Origin of the sequence: Sphingomonas sp. A2-49, from assembly GCF_025548555.1 — a bacterium.
In the GTDB taxonomy this organism is placed as follows: Bacteria; Pseudomonadota; Alphaproteobacteria; order Sphingomonadales; family Sphingomonadaceae; genus Sphingomonas.
This window is the reverse complement of record NZ_JAJLPA010000015.1, coordinates 41364-60557: the sequence shown is the minus strand read 5'-3', so window position 1 is coordinate 60557 and position 19194 is coordinate 41364. Positions and strand designations below refer to the sequence as shown.

The following is a 19194-nucleotide window of genomic DNA, read 5'->3' as shown; positions in this document are numbered from 1 at the left end:
CGGGGCAGCGCTCCCGGCGCGTCAGAAGATGCCCAGGAACTTCTTGCGCTGGTCCTTCTTCTCGCCCGCCGAGCCCTTGCCGTTCTCTTCCTTCGCGGTCGTGCCGCGGCCGACGTCGTCGCGGGGCTGCCCCCGGGTGGTGCGCTGTGCCTTCGCGGTGGCGCCGGCGAGGACGGGGCCGCAGGCCGCGGACTTGGCGTCGCCGATGTCGACGAACGCCAGCACGCCAGCGAGCGGCGTCGCCACGATCGCGAGGCCCAGGCCCGCGCCGGCCCGGCCGAGCAGCTGGTCGCTGATGACGTCGAGTTTCGGCGCCGCGAAATGCCCGCCGACCCCGACCGGCGACTGGCCGGAGAACAGGCTGAACTTCTTGCCGTCCGCGCGGAAGGCGAGGTCGAGCGCCTCGGTACGGAAGCTGAACCCGCCGCGGCCGACGATGACGTTCTTGGTCGTGTCGAACAGGATCGGGTCCGCCGCCGCGACGCCGTTGCGCACCGTGAACGCGACCAGTCCGCAATTGAGCTCGACCGGCTTCTTCAGCTTGTCCTCGAACATCTTCTGCACGAACGTGCCGAGGTCGAGCTCGGCGAGCTGGACGTTGCGGGTCCACAGCTGGCCCTGCGGGATGACGAACGCCAGCCGGCCGTGCGCGGTGCTGAGCGAATCGTGGATCGAATCGCCGCGTCCCTCCAGCCGGATGCGCCCCTTTACCGTGCCCGTCGTCCCCGCCTCGGCGACGCCATAGCCGGCGAGCAGCCGGCCGAGCGGCGTCGGCGCCAGCCGGATGTCGTAGCTGACCGCGGAGGGCCGCTGGCGCGTGTCGAAGATCACGTCCGACGCCACGTTGCCGCGCGCCATCGCGAAGCTGAGCGGCGACAGCGCCAGCCGCCCGCGTTCGAGGTCGAGCGTCAGGTCGATGTCGCTGATCGGCAGGTTGCGCGAGCGCACGCTGCCGATCGTCCATTTGAGGTCGGCGTCGAACCGCTGCATCGTCGCGATGGGCAGCTCGGCATCGGGCATGATCGCCTGCGGCGGCGCACCCGTCGCGGCGGCGGCGGCGAGCGCGCCCCGCGATGCGACGATATCCGGGTTGAAGCCGATGAACGGCGCGGCGTCGATGATGTCGAGCGTCTTGGTGCGCAGCTGCGAATCGAGGTGGATGCGCGTGCCGTTGGTGACGGTCAGCGTCCCCGCGACGTCGCTCGCGCCGACGATGCCGCGCATGCGCGTGAAGGTATAGACCTGCCCCTGCTGCACCATCTGCGCCGTCAGGCGGTAGTCGCGCGTCTGCGGGATGACGACGCCGATGATGCCCAGCAGCTCGGCAAGGTTGCGCCCGCGTGCGCGGGTCTGGAGCGGGACGCCCTCGACCCCCGCGATCGACGGCAGCGTGCCCGAGACGTCGACGACGTTGTGCGCCGCCCAGGCGCGCAGCACGAGCTCGTTCCTGCCGCGGTTCACGGTGGCGTCGGGGGCGAGCAGCCGTGCGGCGACGCGGAACGGCGTGGCGCGGATCGTGCCGGTCCCGTCGACGCCGACGGCCTTGCCGATGCGGGCGTTGGACGACAGGATGTCGGCGACCTTCAGGTCGGCGAGCAACTGCATCCGCGGGTCGCGATAGCGAACGGTCGTGCCGCGGACGGTGGCTGTGTCGATGCGTGGAAAGTCCAGCGGCTTGCCGCCCTTGGCGGTGCTGAACGTCCAGGTGTTGGCATCGTGCGCCGCATTCCATTCCAGGTCGACCGCGCCGTTCGTCAGGTCGAGCCAGTACAGGTGCCGCTTGCCCCAGATCAGCGACAGCGGCGCGATCCGCGTGTCGATCCGCTCCGCCTGGAACAGGTAGGGGCGGGTCGCCCAGCCCGGATTGGCGATCGTCATCCGTTCGGCGAGGAACTTGATGCGGAACGGCGCGAAATAGAGCTGGAAATCGCCCGCGACGGTCACCGGGCGATGCGTCTGGCCACCGACGAACCGCTCGAAGGGGTGTTTCAGGAACCGGCCCTTGGTGATGTAGAGCACCAGCCAGATGGCGACGACCACGCCGAGCAGCGCCAGCACGACGTTGCGCGCGATTCGCCAGCTCCGGTGGCGGCGTGCCGGTGCCGCGACCGTCGCCGCCGCGGCCGGCGTGTCGGTCGGCGCATCGGGCGACGCCGGGGCGGGGTTGGGCATGTCCATCGGCGGCAACAGCGCGCCAGCGCTCGTTCCGGTTCCGCATCGGTTGCGTTTCCCGGCCGGTGCCGCTATGGGCCCCGCTTCCCGAGCGAGGCGCTACAGGACTGCCCGGCCATCAAGGGCTGCCGCGGCTGTCCATGCCATGCTCACAGCGAAAGGACCAAAATGCCCAAGCTCAAGACCAAGAGCGGCGTCAAGAAGCGCTTCAAGCTCACCGCCAGCGGTTTGCTGAAGCACGGCGTCGCCGGCAAGCGCCACCGCCTGATTAGCCACAACAGCAAGTACATCCGCCAGAACCGCGGCACCAAGGTGCTGTCGAAGGCCGACACCGCCACGGTGAAGGCCTGGGCGCCGTACGGCCTCAAGTAAGGATAACGGGACATGGCACGCGTCAAGAGGGGTGTAACCACCCGCGCCAAGCACAAGCGGATCCTGGTCCAGGCCAAGGGCTATTACGGCCGCCGCAAGAACACGATCCGCATTGCGCGTCAGGCCGTCGAAAAGGCCGGCCAGTATGCGTACCGCGATCGCAAGGTCAAGAAGCGGACCTTCCGCGGCCTGTGGATCCAGCGCATCAACGCCGGCGTCCGCGCCGAGGGCCTGACCTATTCGCAGTTCATGCACGGCCTGAAGCTGGCCGGTGTCGAGCTCGACCGGAAGGTCCTGGCCGACATCGCGATGCACGAAGGCGCCGCCTTCAGCGCGATCATCGCGCAGGCGAAGGCGGCACTGCCCCAGGCCGCCTGAGGCGCCTGCACGCAGCGACGAGACGAGGGGCGTCGGTGGGCAACCACCGGCGCCTTTTTCGTTTGGCGCGCCGGGGGACGGCTCCCCCTGTCCGTCATCCCGGCGAACGCCGGGATCCATGGACGCTGACGTCGCGGCTGGAAGCGCGGAGGTCGGCACATATGGACCCCTGCCTTCGCGGGGGTGACGAAGGGTGTCGGGGAATGAGCAGGCCTCTTTCCTGCCGGTCCGGACTCGCAATGTGCGTGTCGTGGCCTTACGCGAAGCGCTCAGGTGACGGGCAGGCCGACCTTCCTACCCCCATCGTCATTCCCGCGAAGGCGGGAATCCATAAACGCCGCTGTCGTTGCTAGACGCGCCGAGGTCTGCGCGTATGGATTCCCGCCTTCGCGGGAATGACGGAAGGGTGTTTAGGCAGCAGCGGTGCGGGACGGCGCTCCCGAGGGCATGAGGGGGGGGACAGGAATGGAGTGGATACCGTGCGTCTACATCCTTGCCAGCGGACGCTGCGGAACGCTCTACATCGGCGTCACCTCGAACCTTCTCGGCCGGTTGATCCAGCATCGCGAAGGATTGATCCCGGGGTTCACCTGCCGCTACGGCGTTCACCGTCTGGTCTGGTACGACGTCGCGGACACGATGGACGCCGCGATCCGGCGTGAGAAGCAATTGAAGAAATGGCGTCGCGACTGGAAGCTGCGACTGATCGAGGACCATAATCCCGGCTGGGATGATCTTGCGACCGGCCTCGGCCTGCCGCCCCTGAAAGAGAGCGATACGTGACCGAAGACCTCGATACCCTGCGCGACCACATGCTGACCGCGATCGATGCCGCGACCGGGCTCGATGCGCTCGAGGCGGTGCGCGTCGACGCGCTCGGCAAGCAGGGCAGCGTCACGCAGCTGCTCAAGACGCTGGGGCGGATGAGCCCCGACGAGCGCCAGACCGCCGGCCCGCGGATCAACGGCCTGCGCGAAGCGGTCGCCGGCGCGATCGCCGCGCGCAGGACCGTGCTGGAGCGCACCGCGCTCGACGCGCGGCTCGCGACCGAGACGCTCGACATGACGCTGCCCGCGGGCGCGGCGACCGCCGGGACGGTGCACCCGGTCAGCCAGGTGATGGACGAACTCGCCGAGATCTTCGCCGACCTCGGCTTCGCGGTCGCCACCGGGCCGGAGATCGAGACCGACTGGCACAATTTCACCGCGCTCAACATTCCCGAAACGCACCCCGCGCGGGCGATGCACGACACCTTCTACCTCCAGCAGGGGCTGGACGCGAAGGCGGGCGGCACGTTCGACGAGCGCGCGACCTTCTCGCTGCTGCGCACGCACACCTCGCCCGTCCAGATCCGCACGATGCTGGACCAGCCGCCGCCGATCCGCATCATCGCGCCCGGCCGCACCTATCGCTCCGACAGCGACGCGACCCACACGCCGATGTTCCATCAGGTCGAGGGGCTGGTGATCGACAAGGGCATCACGCTCGGCCACCTCAAATGGACGCTGGAGACGTTCCTGAAGGCGTTCTTCGAGCGCGACGACATCGTCCTGCGCCTGCGCCCGAGCTATTTCCCGTTCACCGAGCCGTCCGCGGAGGTCGACGTCGGCTATACGATCGAGAAGGGCAAGCGCGTCATCGGTGGCCACCCCGGCGGCGCGGGGGGCGGCGGCTGGATGGAGGTGCTCGGCTCCGGCATGGTCCATCCCAAGGTCATCGCCGCCTGCGGGCTCGATCCCGAGGAATGGCAGGGCTTTGCCTTCGGCTGCGGCATCGACCGGCTGGCGATGCTGAAATACGGCATGGACGACCTGCGGCCGTTCTTCGACGGCGATATCCGCTGGCTCAAGCATTACGGCTTCTCGGCGCTCGATGTCCCCACGCTGTCCGGAGGAGTCGGCGCATGAAGTTCACCCTGTCCTGGCTCGCCGAGCATCTCGCCACCGCTGCCGCGCCCGACGCCATCGTCGATGCGCTGACCCGTATCGGGCTGGAGGTGGAGGGCGTCCACAATCCCGGCGACGCGCTGCGCGCGTTCCGCGTCGCGCGCGTGCTGACCGCCGAGCGCCACCCGCAGGCGGACAAGCTGCAGGTCCTGTCGGTCGATGCCGGCGACGGGCCGTTGCAGGTGGTCTGCGGCGCGCCCAACGCGCGCGCCGGCATGGTCGGCGTGTTCGGTCCGCCGGGTGCCTATGTCCCCGGGCTCGACGTGACGCTGAAGGTCGCGGCGATCCGCGGCGTCGAATCGAACGGCATGATGTGTTCGACCCGCGAACTGGAGCTTGGCGAGGACCATGACGGGATCATCGAACTGCCCGCGGACGCGCCGGTGGGCACCGCCTATCCCGACTATGCCGGACTCGACGATGCGGTGATCGACGTCAGCATCACCCCCAATCGCCAGGATTGCATGGGCGTGCGCGGAATCGCGCGCGATCTCGCCGCCGCCGGTCTCGGCACGCTCAAGCCGCTGGCGGTCGCCCCCGTCGCGGGCACTGGCGCGGCGCCCGACGCGCGCACCGACGATACTGCCGGCTGCCCCGCCTTCTTCGCGCAGGCGGTCGGCGGCGTGCGCAACGGCGAGGCGCCGGAATGGATGCGCCGCCGCCTGACCGCGATCGGGCAGAAGCCGATCAGCGCGCTGGTCGACATCACCAACTACGTCTCGATCGACCTCGGCCGGCCGCTGCACGTCTACGATCGCGCGCATGTCGAGGGACCGCTGGTCGCGCGCAAGGCGGTGGCCGGCGAGCAGGTGCTGGCGCTCAACGGCAAGACCTATACGCTCGATCCGACGATGACCGTCATCGCCGATGCGCGCCAGGTACACGACATCGGCGGCATCATGGGCGGCGAGCATTCGGGCGTGTCGGCGGCGACCACCGACGTGCTGATCAAATGCGCCTTCTTCGATCCCGACCACATCGCCCGCACCGGGCAGGCGCTGATGCTGACCAGCGACGCGCGCCAGCGGTTCGAACGCGGCGTCGATCCCGCGTTCCTCGACGACGGGCTGGCGATCGCGACACGGCTGGTGCTCGACCTGTGCGGCGGCACCGCGTCGCCGGTCACGCGCGCAGGGGAACCGCCGCTGACGCCGCGGACCGTCGCCTACGATCCGGCGAGGGCGGAGACGCTGGGCGGCCTGTCCGTTCCCGCCGATCGCCAGCGCGCGATCCTCGAATCGCTCGGCTTCGCCGTCGATGACGGCTGGACCGTCACCGTGCCGAGCTGGCGCCGCGACGTCGACGGCGCCGCCGACCTGGTCGAGGAGGTGATCCGGATCGAGGGGATCGACAAGGTCGCGCCGGTGCCGCTGCCGCGCGCCCCCGGCGTCGCCCGGCCGACCGCGACCCCCGAACAGAAGCTCGAGCGCCGCGTCCGCCGCGCCGCCGCCGCGCGCGGCCTCGACGAGGCGGTGACGTGGAGCTTCCTGTCCGAGGCACAGGCGGCGCCGTTCGGCGGCGGGGCGTGGAGCCTCGCCAATCCGATCAGCGAGGACCTGAAGGTGATGCGGCCGTCGTTGCTGCCGGGCCTGCTGTCCGCGACGGCGCGCAACCTGAAGCGCGGCGTCGCGGCGGTGCGGCTGTTCGAGATCGGCCGCCGCTACCTCGCCGATGCCGAGCATGCGACGCTGGGGCTGGTGCTCGCCGGCACCCGGCGCGAGCGCGGCTGGCGCGAGGGCAAGGGCGCGACGTTCGATGCGTTCGACGCCAAGGCGGAGGCATTGGCGCTGCTCGCCGCGGCCGGCGCGCCCGTCGACAACCTTCAGGTGATGGGCGATGCGGGCGATGCCTGGCATCCGGGCCAGAGCGGGACGCTGCGGCTGGGGCCCAAGGTCGTGCTCGCGCGGTTCGGCATGTTGCATCCGTCACTGCTGAAGGCGTTCGATCTCGACGGTGCGGTCGCTGCGGTCGAATTGTACCTGGATGCGCTGCCGATGCGGCGCGAGGCGAAGGGCGGCGGCTTCATGCGCCCCGCCTTCGCGCCGCCCGCACTCCAGTCGGTCCGCCGCGACTTCGCCTTCCTCGTCCCCGCCGACGTCAGCGCCGATGCGCTGGTGCGCGCCGTGCGCAGTGCCGACAAGGCGGCGATCACCGGCGCACGCGTGTTCGACGTGTTCACCGGGGCCGGCGTCGAGGACGGCCGCAAGTCGGTCGCGGTCGAGGTGACGCTCCAGCCGAGCGAGAAGAGCTTCACCGACGACGCGCTGAAGGCCATCGCCGACCGCGTCGTCGCCGCGGCAGCGAAACAGGGCGCGACCTTGCGCGGATAGTGACGGCCCGGGGGTGTCGGGAACGCAATCCCGTCACCCCCGGGCACGCTCGCGCGCGACCGGGCGCCCCGGCGCTAGATCTTCGCGAGCGCCTCGGCGATCAGGCGACGGCTGTTGGCGATGCCATACAGCGCGATGAAGCTGCCCATGCGCGGCCCCTGTTCGGACCCCAGCAGCGTTTCGTACAGCGCCTTGAACCAGTCGCGCAGGCTGTCGAAGCCGGCGGTCTTGCCGATCTCGTAGACGACGTTCTGGATATCCTCCGCGCCCGCCCCCTCGGGCAATGCGGCGAGGTCGGCGTCGAGCCGGCGCAGCGCCGCGACCTCGACACCCTGCGGCGCGCGGCGGTTCAGCGTCGGCGCGACGAAATCGCGGGCATAGGCGAGCGCATAGCCGATCAGCCGGTCGAGCTCGGGATCGCGCTCCGGCGTCGCATCCGGCACGTAATTGCGCAGGTAACCCCAGACCTGCGCCTTGGTCGCCTCGCCCATAACCCCGACGAGGTTGAGCAGCAGCCCGAACGTCACCGGCAGCGTCGCGGCCGGCACCGCACCGTCGTGGATATGGTGCACCGGATTGCCGAGCTGTTGCTTGACGTCCTGCGCGGGGTAGTTGCCGCGGAACTGCCAGTAATCGTCGACTGCGCGCGGGATGACGCCGAAGTGCAGCGACTTCGCCTTCCTGGGCTCGCGATAGGCGAAGAAGGCGAGGCTTTCCTCCGGCCCATAGGTCAGCCATTGGTCGAGGCTGAGGCCGTTGCCCTTGGACTTGGAGATCTTCTCGCCCTTCTCGTCGAGGAACATCTCGTAATTGAACCCTTCCGGCGGGCGCCCGCCGAGGACGCGCGCGATCCGCGAACTCTGCGTGACCGAATCGATCAGGTCCTTGCCTGCCATCTCGTAATCGACGCCGAGCGCGACCCAGCGCATCGCCCAGTCGACCTTCCATTGCAGCTTGGCGCGGCCGCCGAGCGCGGACTGGACGATGCGCTCGCCGCTCTCGTCGACGAAGGCGATCGTGCCGGCTTGCGGGTCGACCACCTCGACCGGAACCTGCAGCACGACGCCGCTGGTGGGGCTGACCGGCAGCACCGGCGAATAGGTTTCGCGCCGCTCGGCCCGCAGCGTCGGCAGCATGACGTCGAGGATGTCCTGATGGTGGCGCAGCACGTTCCTGATCGCATCGTCGAACCGGCCGCCCTCGTAATAATCGGTGGAGGAGGCGAAGTCGTAGTCGAAGCCGAACCGGTCCAGGAATTGCCGCAGCATCGCGTTGTTGTGCGCGGCGAAGCTGTCGAACTTGCCGAACGGATCGGGAATCCGCGTCAGCGGCTTGCCGAGATGCTCGCGCAGCATGGCGCCGTTGGGGACGTTGTCGGGCACCTTGCGCAGACCGTCCATGTCGTCGCTGAACGCGATCAGCCGGGTCGGCTGGTCGGACAGCGCGTGGAAGGCGTTGCGCACCATCGTCGTGCGCAGCACCTCGTTGAACGTGCCGATGTGCGGCAGGCCCGACGGGCCATAGCCGGTCTCGAACAGGATCGGCGCGGGCGCCCCGTCCACCGCCGGCTTGCCGTCGGGATAGCGCTTGAGCAGCTTGCGCGCCTCCTCATAGGGCCAGGCCTTGGAATCGAGGGCGGCGGAGCGCAGGTCGGTATCGGTCATGATGTGCGCGCATCTGCCGCTTCGCGCGGCGAAGCGCAAATGCTATACACGTCCTATGAACCAACGGTCCGCCTTCGACGGTCCCCGGCCGGTCAAGCTGACCGTGGACGACTTTGCCCTGCTCCACGCCGCGGGCGCGCTTGCGGGCTATCATCATGCCGAACTGATCGAGGGGACGGTGACGGACATGAGCCCGCAACAGCGCCCCCACTCCTTCGCCAAGAACGAACTGACCCATCGCCTGCGCATGGCGCTGGAGGCGATGGGTTCGCGCTTCACGGCGCAAAGCGAAGTGACGCTGGCGCTGCCACCGCACAATGCGCCGGAGCCCGACATCGTGGTGACGGACGCACCGAGGGGCGAGGGCTATATGCCGGCGTCGTCGGTCGCGCTCGTCGTCGAGGTCGCCGACAGCAGCATCCGCTACGACCTCGGAGACAAGCAGAGGTTGTACGCCGCGGGTGGCATCGCGGAATATTGGGTGGTCGATGTGACCGAGGGCGTCGTGCACCAGTTCTGGAACGCGGCCGACGGCGAGTTCGCGCGATCCCATACGCTGCCGCTCGCCGGTCGGTTGACGAGCGTCACCCTGCCCGAGCTTGCCATCGACGGCGCCGGAATCCTCTGAACCGGCACTGGCGTTTTCGGTTCGTTCCACGCTAAGGCGTGCGGCGTGATCCCCTATCCCGCCCTCCACGCCAGCCACGGCGGCATCTGGATCGCCACGGCGGAGGGTACGCGGCCGATCGGACGGGGCGAGGCGATCCGTATCGCCGCGGACACGCCGGTGATCCTGCTCAACGCGCCGCTCGTCGGCCAGCGGCTCGGCTATCCCGAGGTGTCGGGGCTGGACCTGCTCGAACTGTTCGCCTTCCTGCATCCGGCGCGCTTTGCGGTGCCGACGCCGCAGGGGCTGGCGCGCGCGGTCGACCTGTCGCCGCCGGACCGGGACGAGGACGTCGCCGCTTTCCTGCGCGAGGCGGCGGCGGCGCTGCTCGCGGTGCCGGAGGGCGACTGGCCGGAGCGCGAGGGGGCGTGGACCGCGGCGCAGTCGCTCGGCCGGCTGCGCTGGCCGTGGGCGCCCGCGATCGGGCCGCTGCTCGCCCGGCCAAAGGTCAACGAGCGCTGGCTGTTCGCGACCCTGCCGGAATGGGAGGAGCAGGCGCCGCGACCCGCGCCGCTGACCGCAGTCATCCCGCCCGCCGACGCCGAGGCGCGGCTCGCCGACCTCACCGGCCATGGCGCGGAGGAGCGGCTGGGCCAGCGCGCCTTCGCGGTCGCCGCCACCGACGCGTTCGCGCCGCGGGCGATGCGCGATGCGCCCAACCTGGTCCTTGCCGAGGCGGGGACGGGCATCGGCAAGACGCTGGGCTATCTCGCCCCCGCCTCGCTGTGGGCGGAGCGGGCGGGCGGCGCGGTGTGGATCAGCACCTATACCAAGGCGCTGCAACGCCAGCTCGCCAAGGAGACGGAGCGGCTGTTTCCCGATCCCGCGGTGCGCCGGCACAAGGTGGTCACGCGCAAGGGCCGCGAGAACTATCTGTGCCTGCTCAACCTCGAGGATGCGTTGCAGGGCGGGTTCGCCGGGCGTGCCGCGATCCTGGCGCAACTGGTCGCGCGCTGGGCGGCGTACAGCGCCGACGGCGACATGGTCGGCGGCGACCTGCCGGGCTGGCTGCCGACGCTGTTCCGCCGCAACGGCCCGACTGCACTGACCGACCGGCGCGGCGAATGCGTCTATGCCGGCTGCCCGCATTACCGGAAATGCTTCATCGAGCGCGCCGCCCGCGCCTCGGCGGAGGCGGACGTGGTGATCGCCAACCATGCGCTGGTGATGGTCAATGCCGCGCGCGGGCGCGAAACCGCGACGCGCCCGACCCGCTACGTCTTCGACGAGGGCCATCACCTGTTCGAGGCGGCCGATTCGATGTTCGCCACCGCGTTGACCGGACAGGAGACGATCGAGCTGCGGCGCTGGATCCTGGGGCCCGAAAGCGGCGGTCGCGGGCGCCGGCGCGGGTTGCAGGCGCGGCTGTCCGACGTCGCGAGCTACGACGAGCAGGGCGGCGTCGCGATCCAGGACGCGGTCGAGGCGGCGCGCCACCTCGCCGGCGACGGCTGGCTCGGGCGGATCGGCGAGGGCGCGCCGTTCGGCCCGATCGAACATCTGCTCGCCGCGGTGCGCGGCCTCACCTACGCCCGCGCCGAACAGCCGGGCGATGCCGGCTATGGACTGGAAACCGAACTCGCCCAGCCGACGCCTGAGCTGATCGAGGCCGCCGCGCCCGCCGCCGCCGCGCTCGATGCGCTGGTGCGGCCGCTGGTGACGCTCGGCCGGCGGCTGGAGGCGGTGCTGGCCGAGGCGCCGGACTGGATGGACGCGCCCGCCCGCGCCCGTGTCGAGGGGGCGATCGCCTCGATCGGCTGGCGGGCGGAGACGGTCGCGGCATGGCTGTCGCTGCTCGCCCGCGTCGGCGGGCCGGTCGATCCGGCGCACGTCGACTGGCTCGCGGTCGACCGGATCGAGGGGCGCGAATACGACATCGGCCTGCACCGCCACTGGCTCGACCCGACGCGCCCCTTTGCCGAGGTGGTGCTGAAACCCGCGCACGGCGCGCTCGTCACCTCGGCGACGCTGACCGGCGGCGGCGACTGGGACAGCGCGGAGGCGCGGGTCGGCGCGCCGCATCTGGCGCGGGCGCCGTCCCGGTTCGAGGCGAAGAGTCCGTTCGACTATCCCGGCCAGTCCGACGTGCTGATCGTCACCGACGTCAAGCGCGGCGACCTGCCCGCGCTCGCCAACGCCTATGCGCGGCTGATCGTCGCGGCCGGCGGGGGGACGCTGGGGCTGTTCACCGCGATCCGGCGGCTGCGCGGCGTCCACGGCCGCATCGCCGACCGGCTGGCGCGCGAGGGGTTGCCGCTGCACGCGCAGCACGTCGACCCGATCGATACCGGCACGCTGGTCGACATCTTCCGCGACGATCCCGCCGCCTCGCTGCTCGGCACCGACGCGCTGCGCGACGGCGTCGACGTGCCGGGACGGTCGCTGCGGCTGGTGGTGATGGAGGGCGTGCCCTGGCCCAAGCCCAGCGTGCTGCACGCCGCGCGGCGGCTGGCGGGCGGCGGCGGCGCGTACGACGACCGCATCGTCCGCGCGCGGCTGGCACAGGCGTTCGGCCGGCTGATCCGCCGCGCCGACGATCGCGGCGCCTTCGTCATGCTGTCGGCGGCGATGCCGTCGCGCCTCCTCACCGCCTTTCCGCCCGGCGTCGGCATCGCGCGGGTGACGCTGGACGAGGCGGTGGCGCGGGTGCGGGCGCGGCTGGCGCCATCGCCGCTTTCCATGGACGGCGACATCGGGCAAGACGCGCGCCTCGCGATCGATCACGGAGACGCCGGTTGAAGACGCTGACGCTGCTGCGCCATGCAAAGTCCGGCTGGGACGACCCCGTGACCCGCGATTTCGACCGGCCGCTCAACGGCAAGGGCAAGCGCGCGGCGCAGACCGTCGGGCGGCATCTGCGCGATCTGGGGCTGGAATTCGACCATGTCGTCGCATCCCCCGCGATCCGCGTCGGCGAGACGCTGGACGCGGTCGGCGCGGGCTACGGCCGCGCCCTGACGCCGGTCTGGGAACGGCGCATCTATCTCGCTTCGGCCGCGACGCTGCTCGATGTCGTCCACGACCTGCCCGGCGATGCCGCGCGGGTGCTGATGGTCGGGCACAATCCGGGGCTGGAGGATCTGGTGCTGATGCTGGTGCCGGCGGCGGGCGGCGGCGAAGGCCTGCGCGGCCTCGTCGAACAGAAATACCCGACCGCGACGCTGGCGGAAATGACGCTGGACATCGCGGGCTGGGACGAAGCGGGGGCCGGCGGCGCGACGCTGACCCGCTACGTCCGCCCGCGCGATCTCGACGCGAGCCTAGGCCCCGACGAGGATTAGCGCTGTCGGCGATCGTCCGTCCTCGTCACCCGTAAAACGTCCGGGGTGACGTGGTCTCGCCGGTGGACCGTCCCGCCAGATGTCAGGCGGCGATCGGGAACCGCAGCAGCCGCCGGTCGACCGGGACCAGCGCCTCCGCGCCCTTGCCGATCGCGCGGGTCAGCGCGGGGTGGTCGACGTCGAGCCCCCCGGTCAGCGCGCCGAACGCGGGCAGCACGATCTTACGCGCCGTCGCGACGAAACAGCGTCGCGCGACCTGCTTGCCGCGCACCTGCACGCGCAGCTTGGGGTGGAAATGGCCCGACAGTTCGGGTCGCGTTTCCGCCGGATCGGCCTCGTGGCGCAGCACCAGCCCGTCGACCAGCGCCTCCGCCGCGACGGCGCCGCCGCAGCGATCGGTGATGACGGGATCGTGGTTGCCGGTGATCCAGGTCCAGCGCAGCCCGCCGGTCAGCGCGCGCAGGCGGATCTGCGCCTCGGCGGGCAGCCGGTCGCAGCCGGCGCTGTCGTGGAAGCTGTCGCCCAGGCACCACAGTTCCTCGGCCCCGGTCTTCGCCACCAGCGTGGCGATATCGGCGAGTGTCGCGAGCGAATCATAGGGCGGCAGCATCTGCCCCCGCGCCGCGAACCAGCTCGCCTTTTCGAAATGGAGATCGGCGACGAACAGCGCGCGGCGCGCCGGCCACAGCAACGCCCCCTCGGCAAGGGCACAGAGCGCGTGGCCGCCGAACGAAAAGGGAACCATACCGTCGCCTTGCCCTGAAAGACCCGGTCGGGCAAGCGGTTGTGCGGTGCGACGCAAATCCGCTTGATCGGGCCGGCAATAGGCGTAAAGCGCGCCGTCCTTCCGCCCGGAAGGGGACCTTCAGGGGGTAGTTGCGCGCCATGACGCCCGCCGTCGACGCACCCGTTTCCGACCAGCCGTCGCATCCCGCCCTGATCGGCCTGACCATCGGCGCGATCGGCGTCGTGTTCGGCGATATCGGCACCAGCCCGCTCTATGCGTTTCGCGAGGCGCTGGCGCAATCGGCCGCCGACGGCATCGACGCGAGCGAGATCCTGGGTGTGCTCAGCCTCGCGCTGTGGACGCTGACGCTGATCGTCACGATCAAATACGTGCTGTTCCTGATGCGCGCCGACAATCACGGCGAGGGCGGCGTGCTGGCGCTCGCGGCGCTCGCCCGGCGCTCGATCGGGATGCGCAGCCGCGTCGCGCTGGTGCTCGGCGCGGCGGGTGCGGCGCTGTTCTACGGCGATGCGATCATCACCCCGTCGCTGTCGGTCCTGTCGGCGATGGAGGGGCTGCGCACCATCCCCAGCGCCGCCAGACTGTTCGACGAAGGCACGATCCGCGCGCTGACGATCGGCATCCTGATCGGGCTGTTCCTGATCCAGCGGCGCGGCACCGCGATGGTCGCAAAGCTGTTCGGGCCGGTGTGCATCCTCTGGTTCCTGGTGATCGGCGGGCTGGGCGTCTGGCACATCGCCGACGAGCTTTCGATCTTTCGCGTCCTGTTGCCGCAATATGGCATCCACTTCCTCGCGACGCACGGCACCGTCGGGCTGTTCGTGCTCGGCGCGGTGTTCCTGACCGTCACGGGCGCGGAGGCGCTGACCGCGGACATGGGCCATTTCGGCAAGAAGCCGATCCGCATCGCCTGGCTGATCCTCGTCTTCCCCGCGCTGATGCTCAACTATCTGGGGCAGGGTGCGTTCGCGCTGTCGCATCTGGAGGCCGCGACCGCGGCGGGCACGACCTTCCGGAACCAGGACTGGTTCTTCCTGATGGCGCCCGAATCGGTGCGCGGGCCGCTGATCGTGCTGGCGGGCTTCGCCACCGTCATCGCCAGCCAGGCGGTCATCACCGGTGCCTTTTCGCTGACGCAGCAGGCGGTGCAGCTGGGCCTGCTGCCGCGGATGAAGCTGCGCCAGACCTCGGCGGCGTTCGCGGGCCAGATCTACCTGCCCGCGATCAACTGGCTGCTGCTCGCCGGCGTGCTGGTGCTCATCATCCAGTTCAAGACCTCGTCGGCGATGGCGGCGGCCTATGGCATCGCGGTGACCGGCACGATGGTGGTGACGACGCTGCTCGGCTATCTCGTCGCGCGGCACGTCTGGCACTGGAAGCGGGGTTGGACGCTGGCGGCGATCCTGCCGTTCCTGTGCCTCGACCTCATCTTCTTCGGCGCCAACATCCTGCGCGTGATCGAGGGCGGTTGGGTGCCGCTGGTGATCGCGGCGGCGATCGGCCTGCTGATCTACACCTGGGTGCGCGGCAAGGGCATCGTCCGCGCGTTCGAGGCGCGCCAGAGCATCCCGCTCGCCGACCTCGCCGCCGCGCTCGCCAAGCGCCCGCCCGAGCGCGTGGCGGGCACCGCGGTGTTCCTGACCGCCAATCCGCGCTCGGCCCCCGGCGCGCTGCTCCACAACCTCAAGCACAACAAGGTGCTGCACGAGCGCAACCTCGTCGTCAGCATCCGCACCACCGACCGGCCGGTGGTCGATGCCGCGCACCGGTCGACGGTGGAGCGGCTCGATGCCAATTTCGAGGTCGTCGTGCTGAACTACGGCTTCATGGAATCGCCCGACGTCCCCGCCGACCTCGGCGTCGGCGGCCGGACCGAGATGCGCGGCCTCGACGCGATGAAGACCAGCTTCTTCATCGGCCGCAGCACGCTGAAGCCCGAGGCCGACGTCGGCATGCCGCTGTGGCAGGACCGGATCTTCATGTTCATGCAGCGCAACGCCGCCGATCCCACCGAATTCCTCAAGATCCCGCCGGGCAAGGTGCTGGAACTGGGCGAACAGGTCACGGTGTGACGCGGGCGGGCGTCAGTCGATCCGCATCGCCTCCGCCGCCAGCGCCTCCGCCTCGACCAGCAACGCATCGTCGGCGGAGCCGGTCGACACCTTTTCCCGCCCGATCAGCGTCAGCACCGGCACCGCGAGCGGGGTCACGCGATCGAGGTCGACGTGCAGCATCGTCTCGGCGGCGCGGTCGAGCAGGCCGGCGAGCCGCCCGACGTCGGTCATCCGCGCCCGCGCATCGTCCCACGCCGCCTGGAGCAGCAGGTGCGACGGCTCGTACTTGCGCAGCACGTCGTAGATGAGGTCGGTGGAAAAGGTCACCTGCCGCCCGGTCTTGCGCTTGCCGGGATGCTGCCGTTCGACGAGGCCGCCGATCACCGCCACCTCGCGGAACGCGCGTTTCAGCAGGTGCGATTGCTGCACCCAGTCGACGAATTCGTGTTCGAGGATATCGGGGCTGAACAGAGCGGCGGGATCAGTGATCTTTTCCATCCCGTACACCGCCAGCGCATAGTCGTTCGACACGAAGCCGAGCGGCTTCAGCCCCTCCGCCTCCATCCGCCGGGTGACGAGCATGCCGAGCGACTGGTGCGCGTTCCACCCTTCGAAGCTGTAGGCGACCATGTAATGCCGCCCCTCGCGCGGGAACGTCTCGACGAGCAGCTGGCCGGGGCGCGGCAAGGCGGAGCGCTTCGCCTGGAATTCCAGCCATTCGCGCACGTCGTCGGGAAAGCGCGACCATTGCCCGGGGCTAGCGAGGAAGCCGCGCACCCGGGTCGCGAGGTTGGTCGACAGCGGCATGCGGCTGCCGCCATAGGTCGGGATGCGCGCCGGCTTCGATGAGGCGCGCACGATCAGGTCCTCGGTATCGATCGACTGCACCTCGCAGCTGAGGCCGGCGAAGAAGAAGGTATCGCCGGGCGACAGCTGCGCGGCGAACCCCTCCTCGACCTTGCCGAGCTGGCGGCCGTTGCGGAAGCGGACGGTGAGCATCGTCGATTCGACGATGATCCCGGCGTTGAGGCGGTGCTGGGCCACGAAGCGGGGATGGCTGACCCGCCACAGGCCGTCGGGATCCTGCGTCAGCCGCTTGAACCGGTCGTACGCCGCCAGGCTGTAGCCGCCGTCGCGGATGAAGCCGAGCACGCGGTCGAACGTGTCCGCATCGAGCGCCGAATAGGGCAGCGCCGAGCGCACCTCGTCGAGCAGCGCCGCCTGGTCGAACGGTGCGGCGCAGGCGATCCCCATGACGTGCTGCGCCAGCACGTCGAGCGCGCCGGGGCGGAAGATGTCGGGATCGAGTTCGCCCGCCTCGACCGCATCGAGCGCGGCGCGCGCCTCGAGATATTCGAAGCGGTTGCCGGGGACCAGGATCGCCTCCGACGCCTCGTCGAGCCGGTGGTTAGCACGGCCGATGCGCTGGAGCAGCCGCGACGAGCCCTTGGGCGCGCCCATCTGGATGACGCAATCGACGTCGCCCCAGTCGACGCCAAGGTCGAGGCTGGCGGTCGCGACCAGCGCGCGCAGCCGTCCCGACGCCATCGCGCCTTCGACCTTGCGGCGTGCCTCCAGCGCGAGGCTGCCGTGGTGGACGCCGATCGGCAGCGACAGCGTGTTCACCTTCCACAGGTCCTGGAAGATCAGCTCGGCGAGGCTGCGCGTGTTGCAGAAGATGATCGACGTCCTGTGCGTCTCGATCTCCGCCATCACCTGTTCGGCGGCATAGCGGCCCGAATGGCCCGACCAGGGGACGCGACCCTCGGGCAGCAGGATCGCGATGTCGGGATCGGCGCCGGGTTCGCCCACGACGTGCGCGACCTGGTCGATGTCGCCGTCGGGCGCCAGCCAGGCGCGATAGCCGTCGGCATCGGCGACGGTGGCCGACAGCGCGACGCGGCGCAGGCCGGGGCTGATCCGCTGCAACCGCGCCATGCACAGCGACAGCAGGTCGCCGCGCTTGCCGGTGGCGAAGGCGTGGACCTCGTCGACGACGATCGTCCGCAACCCCTCGAACATCGTCATGCTGTCGGGATAGCTGAGCAGCAGCGACAGCGATTCGGGGGTCGTCAGCAGGATCTGCGGCGGCTTCACCCGCTGGCGCGCCTTGCGGTCGCTGGGGGTGTCGCCGGTGCGCGTCTCGACGCGGATGTCGAGCCCCATCTCCTCGACCGGGGCGACGAGGTTGCGCTGGATGTCGACCGCCAGCGCCTTGAGCGGCGACACGTAGAGCGTGTGCAGGCCCTCGCCGGGCGCCTCGATCAGCTCGGTCAGCGTCGGCAGGAAGCCGGCGAGCGTCTTGCCGGCGCCCGTGGTCGCGACGAGCAGGGCGTGGCGACCCGCGCGCGCTTCGTGGAGCATGTCGAGCTGGTGGCGGCGCGGGCACCAGCCGCGAGACGAGAACCAGTCGGCGAGGGGTTTCGGGAGCGATCCGTCGGTCATCGGGCGCTGCCCTCGCCCCGCGGCGACGATGCCGCCTTGCCCCCCTGCCGGCGGGCGAGGGGACGAGCGCCGGAGGCGCGATGGGGTGAGGGCAGATGGGAACCGACCGGCATCCCAACCATATAGGTAGCATGGCACGATTGGGCGACTGGCTGGAACCGCATCCCCACGGGATTTACGTCAAGCCGGCCGATGCGTGGATCGATCCCTCCGAACCGGTGGCCCGGGCGCTGGTGACGCACGGCCATGCCGATCACGCCCGCGGCGGCCATGCCGCCGTGTGGGCAACGCCCGAAACGCTGGCGATCATGGACGCACGCTACGGCGAGCAGGCGGGGCATCCGGTCGCCTATGGCGAGACGATCCGGATGGGCGCGGTCGAGGTCGGGTTCGTGCCCGCGGGCCACGTTCTGGGATCCGCGCAGATCGTGCTCGACCATCGCGGCGAGCGCGTCGTCGTATCGGGCGACTACAAGCGGCGCCCCGACCCGACCTGCGCGCCGTTCGAGCCGGTGCGCTGCGACGTGTTCGTGACCGAAGCGACCTTCGCCCTGCCGGTGTTTCGCCATCCCGATACGGGCGACGAGATCGACAAGCTGATCGCGCGGCTGCACGCCAATCCCGATCGCTGCGTCCTCGTCGGCGCCTATGCGCTGGGCAAGGCGCAACGGGTGATCGCCGAACTGCGCGCGCGGGGGCATGAAGCGCCGATCTATATCCACGGCGCGTTGCAACGCCTCTGCGACCTCTATGCGGACCATGGCGTGCGGCTCGGCGAATTGCTGCCGGTGGCGGAGGCGAAGAAGGCCGACATGGCGGGGCACGTCGTGATGTGCCCCCCGGGCGCGCTCAACGACCGCTGGTCGCGGCGGCTGCCCGACCCGATCACCGCGATGGCGAGCGGGTGGATGCGCGTGCGCCAGCGTGCGGTACAGAAGAACGTCGAGCTGCCGCTGATCCTGTCCGATCATGCCGACTGGGACGAACTGACCGATACGCTGTCCGAGATCGCGCCCCGCGAGGTGTGGGTGACGCACGGCCGCGAGGAGGCGCTGGTCCATTGGTGCGAGCAGCGCCAGATGAAGGCGCGCGCGCTGGCGCTGGTGGGGTTCGAGGACGAGGACGACTGAGGCGCGC

Annotated in this window: 14 protein-coding genes; 10 read left to right on the top strand and 4 right to left on the bottom strand. The window is 70.4% G+C overall.

Translation table 11 applies throughout. The annotated features are described in order from the left end of the window. Positions 1 to 21: 21 nt before the first annotated feature. Entirely contained in the window at positions 22 to 2178 is a 2157-nt protein-coding gene (locus LPN01_RS12545; RefSeq protein ID WP_262828790.1) for an AsmA family protein, read from the bottom strand. 162 nt (positions 2179 to 2340) lie between these two features. Between LPN01_RS12545 and rpmI the strand changes: the two genes are divergently transcribed. The 5 genes from rpmI to pheT all read left to right on the top strand — a co-directional run bounded on the left by rpmI (position 2341) and on the right by pheT (position 7198). Beyond that, positions 2341 to 2544, top strand: coding sequence for a 50S ribosomal protein L35 (gene rpmI / locus LPN01_RS12540; protein WP_017977259.1), 204 nt, complete (start codon positions 2341 to 2343; stop codon positions 2542 to 2544). A gap of 12 nt (positions 2545 to 2556) precedes the next feature. Continuing rightward, entirely contained in the window at positions 2557 to 2922 is a 366-nt protein-coding gene (gene rplT, locus LPN01_RS12535) for a 50S ribosomal protein L20 (RefSeq protein WP_262828754.1), read from the top strand. Positions 2923 to 3387: 465 nt separating this feature from the next. Further along, positions 3388 to 3705 carry a GIY-YIG nuclease family protein gene (locus LPN01_RS12530; RefSeq protein ID WP_262828753.1) on the top strand — a complete coding sequence of 106 codons (318 nt, stop codon included), beginning with the start codon at positions 3388 to 3390 and terminating at the stop codon, positions 3703 to 3705. Positions 3706 to 3734: 29 nt separating this feature from the next. Beyond that, positions 3735 to 4829, top strand: a complete 1095-nt coding sequence (pheS, locus tag LPN01_RS12525) for a phenylalanine--tRNA ligase subunit alpha (protein WP_262828789.1) — start codon at positions 3735 to 3737, stop codon at positions 4827 to 4829. Further along, positions 4826 to 7198: a phenylalanine--tRNA ligase subunit beta gene (gene pheT / locus LPN01_RS12520; protein ID WP_262828752.1), complete on the top strand. Its 2373-nt coding sequence runs from the start codon at positions 4826 to 4828 to the stop codon at positions 7196 to 7198. The genes pheS and pheT overlap by 4 nt, the downstream gene beginning before the upstream one ends. 74 nt (positions 7199 to 7272) lie before the next feature. On the opposite strand, the gene LPN01_RS12515 is transcribed toward pheT, so the two are convergent. After that, positions 7273 to 8862: a lysine--tRNA ligase gene (locus LPN01_RS12515; RefSeq protein ID WP_262828751.1), complete on the bottom strand. Its 1590-nt coding sequence runs from the start codon at positions 8860 to 8862 to the stop codon at positions 7273 to 7275. Between the two features lie 55 nt (positions 8863 to 8917). On the opposite strand from LPN01_RS12515, the gene LPN01_RS12510 reads away from it, so the two are divergent. Genes LPN01_RS12510 through LPN01_RS12500 form a run of 3 tightly spaced genes read left to right on the top strand, consistent with a single transcriptional unit; the run spans position 8918 to position 12810 of the window. Further along, positions 8918 to 9490, top strand: coding sequence for a Uma2 family endonuclease (locus LPN01_RS12510; RefSeq protein WP_262828750.1), 573 nt, complete (start codon positions 8918 to 8920; stop codon positions 9488 to 9490). A gap of 45 nt (positions 9491 to 9535) precedes the next feature. Continuing rightward, entirely contained in the window at positions 9536 to 12268 is a 2733-nt protein-coding gene (locus LPN01_RS12505) for an ATP-dependent DNA helicase (RefSeq protein WP_262828749.1), read from the top strand. After that, positions 12265 to 12810, top strand: coding sequence for a SixA phosphatase family protein (locus LPN01_RS12500; RefSeq protein WP_262828748.1), 546 nt, complete (start codon positions 12265 to 12267; stop codon positions 12808 to 12810). The genes LPN01_RS12505 and LPN01_RS12500 overlap by 4 nt, the downstream gene beginning before the upstream one ends. Positions 12811 to 12892: 82 nt before the next feature. Here the strand turns inward: LPN01_RS12500 and pdeM are convergent, their stop codons facing one another. Continuing rightward, complete coding sequence (gene pdeM / locus LPN01_RS12495; protein ID WP_262828747.1) at positions 12893 to 13555, bottom strand: ligase-associated DNA damage response endonuclease PdeM; 663 nt, start codon at positions 13553 to 13555, stop codon at positions 12893 to 12895. A gap of 140 nt (positions 13556 to 13695) precedes the next feature. Between pdeM and LPN01_RS12490 the strand changes: the two genes are divergently transcribed. Further along, positions 13696 to 15630 (top strand): potassium transporter Kup, encoded by a 1935-nt coding sequence (locus LPN01_RS12490; RefSeq protein WP_262828746.1) that lies wholly within the window; start codon positions 13696 to 13698, stop codon positions 15628 to 15630. Between the two features lie 12 nt (positions 15631 to 15642). Here LPN01_RS12490 and LPN01_RS12485 read toward each other — a convergent pair whose 3' ends face one another. Next, entirely contained in the window at positions 15643 to 18057 is a 2415-nt protein-coding gene (locus LPN01_RS12485; RefSeq protein ID WP_262828745.1) for a ligase-associated DNA damage response DEXH box helicase, read from the bottom strand. Between the two features lie 131 nt (positions 18058 to 18188). Here LPN01_RS12485 and LPN01_RS12480 point away from each other — a divergent pair, with 131 nt between their 5' ends. Next, positions 18189 to 19187 (top strand): ligase-associated DNA damage response exonuclease, encoded by a 999-nt coding sequence (locus LPN01_RS12480; protein ID WP_262828744.1) that lies wholly within the window; start codon positions 18189 to 18191, stop codon positions 19185 to 19187. The last annotated feature ends 7 nt before the right edge of the window (positions 19188 to 19194 follow it).

Bases quoted from the DNA above. Each gene is read 5' to 3' on its own strand.
- LPN01_RS12545 (WP_262828790.1), bottom strand. From the start codon at position 2,178: ATGGACATGCCCAACCCCGCCCCGGCGTCGCCCGATGCGCCGACCGAC.
- rpmI (WP_017977259.1), top strand. From the start codon at position 2,341: ATGCCCAAGCTCAAGACCAAGAGCGGCGTCAAGAAGCGCTTCAAGCTC.
- rplT (WP_262828754.1), top strand. From the start codon at position 2,557: ATGGCACGCGTCAAGAGGGGTGTAACCACCCGCGCCAAGCACAAGCGG.
- LPN01_RS12530 (WP_262828753.1), top strand. From the start codon at position 3,388: ATGGAGTGGATACCGTGCGTCTACATCCTTGCCAGCGGACGCTGCGGA.
- pheS (WP_262828789.1), top strand. From the start codon at position 3,735: ATGCTGACCGCGATCGATGCCGCGACCGGGCTCGATGCGCTCGAGGCG.
- pheT (WP_262828752.1), top strand. From the start codon at position 4,826: ATGAAGTTCACCCTGTCCTGGCTCGCCGAGCATCTCGCCACCGCTGCC.
- LPN01_RS12515 (WP_262828751.1), bottom strand. From the start codon at position 8,862: ATGACCGATACCGACCTGCGCTCCGCCGCCCTCGATTCCAAGGCCTGG.
- LPN01_RS12510 (WP_262828750.1), top strand. From the start codon at position 8,918: ATGAACCAACGGTCCGCCTTCGACGGTCCCCGGCCGGTCAAGCTGACC.
- pdeM (WP_262828747.1), bottom strand. From the start codon at position 13,555: ATGGTTCCCTTTTCGTTCGGCGGCCACGCGCTCTGTGCCCTTGCCGAG.
- LPN01_RS12490 (WP_262828746.1), top strand. From the start codon at position 13,696: ATGACGCCCGCCGTCGACGCACCCGTTTCCGACCAGCCGTCGCATCCC.
- LPN01_RS12485 (WP_262828745.1), bottom strand. From the start codon at position 18,057: ATGACCGACGGATCGCTCCCGAAACCCCTCGCCGACTGGTTCTCGTCT.
- LPN01_RS12480 (WP_262828744.1), top strand. From the start codon at position 18,189: ATGGCACGATTGGGCGACTGGCTGGAACCGCATCCCCACGGGATTTAC.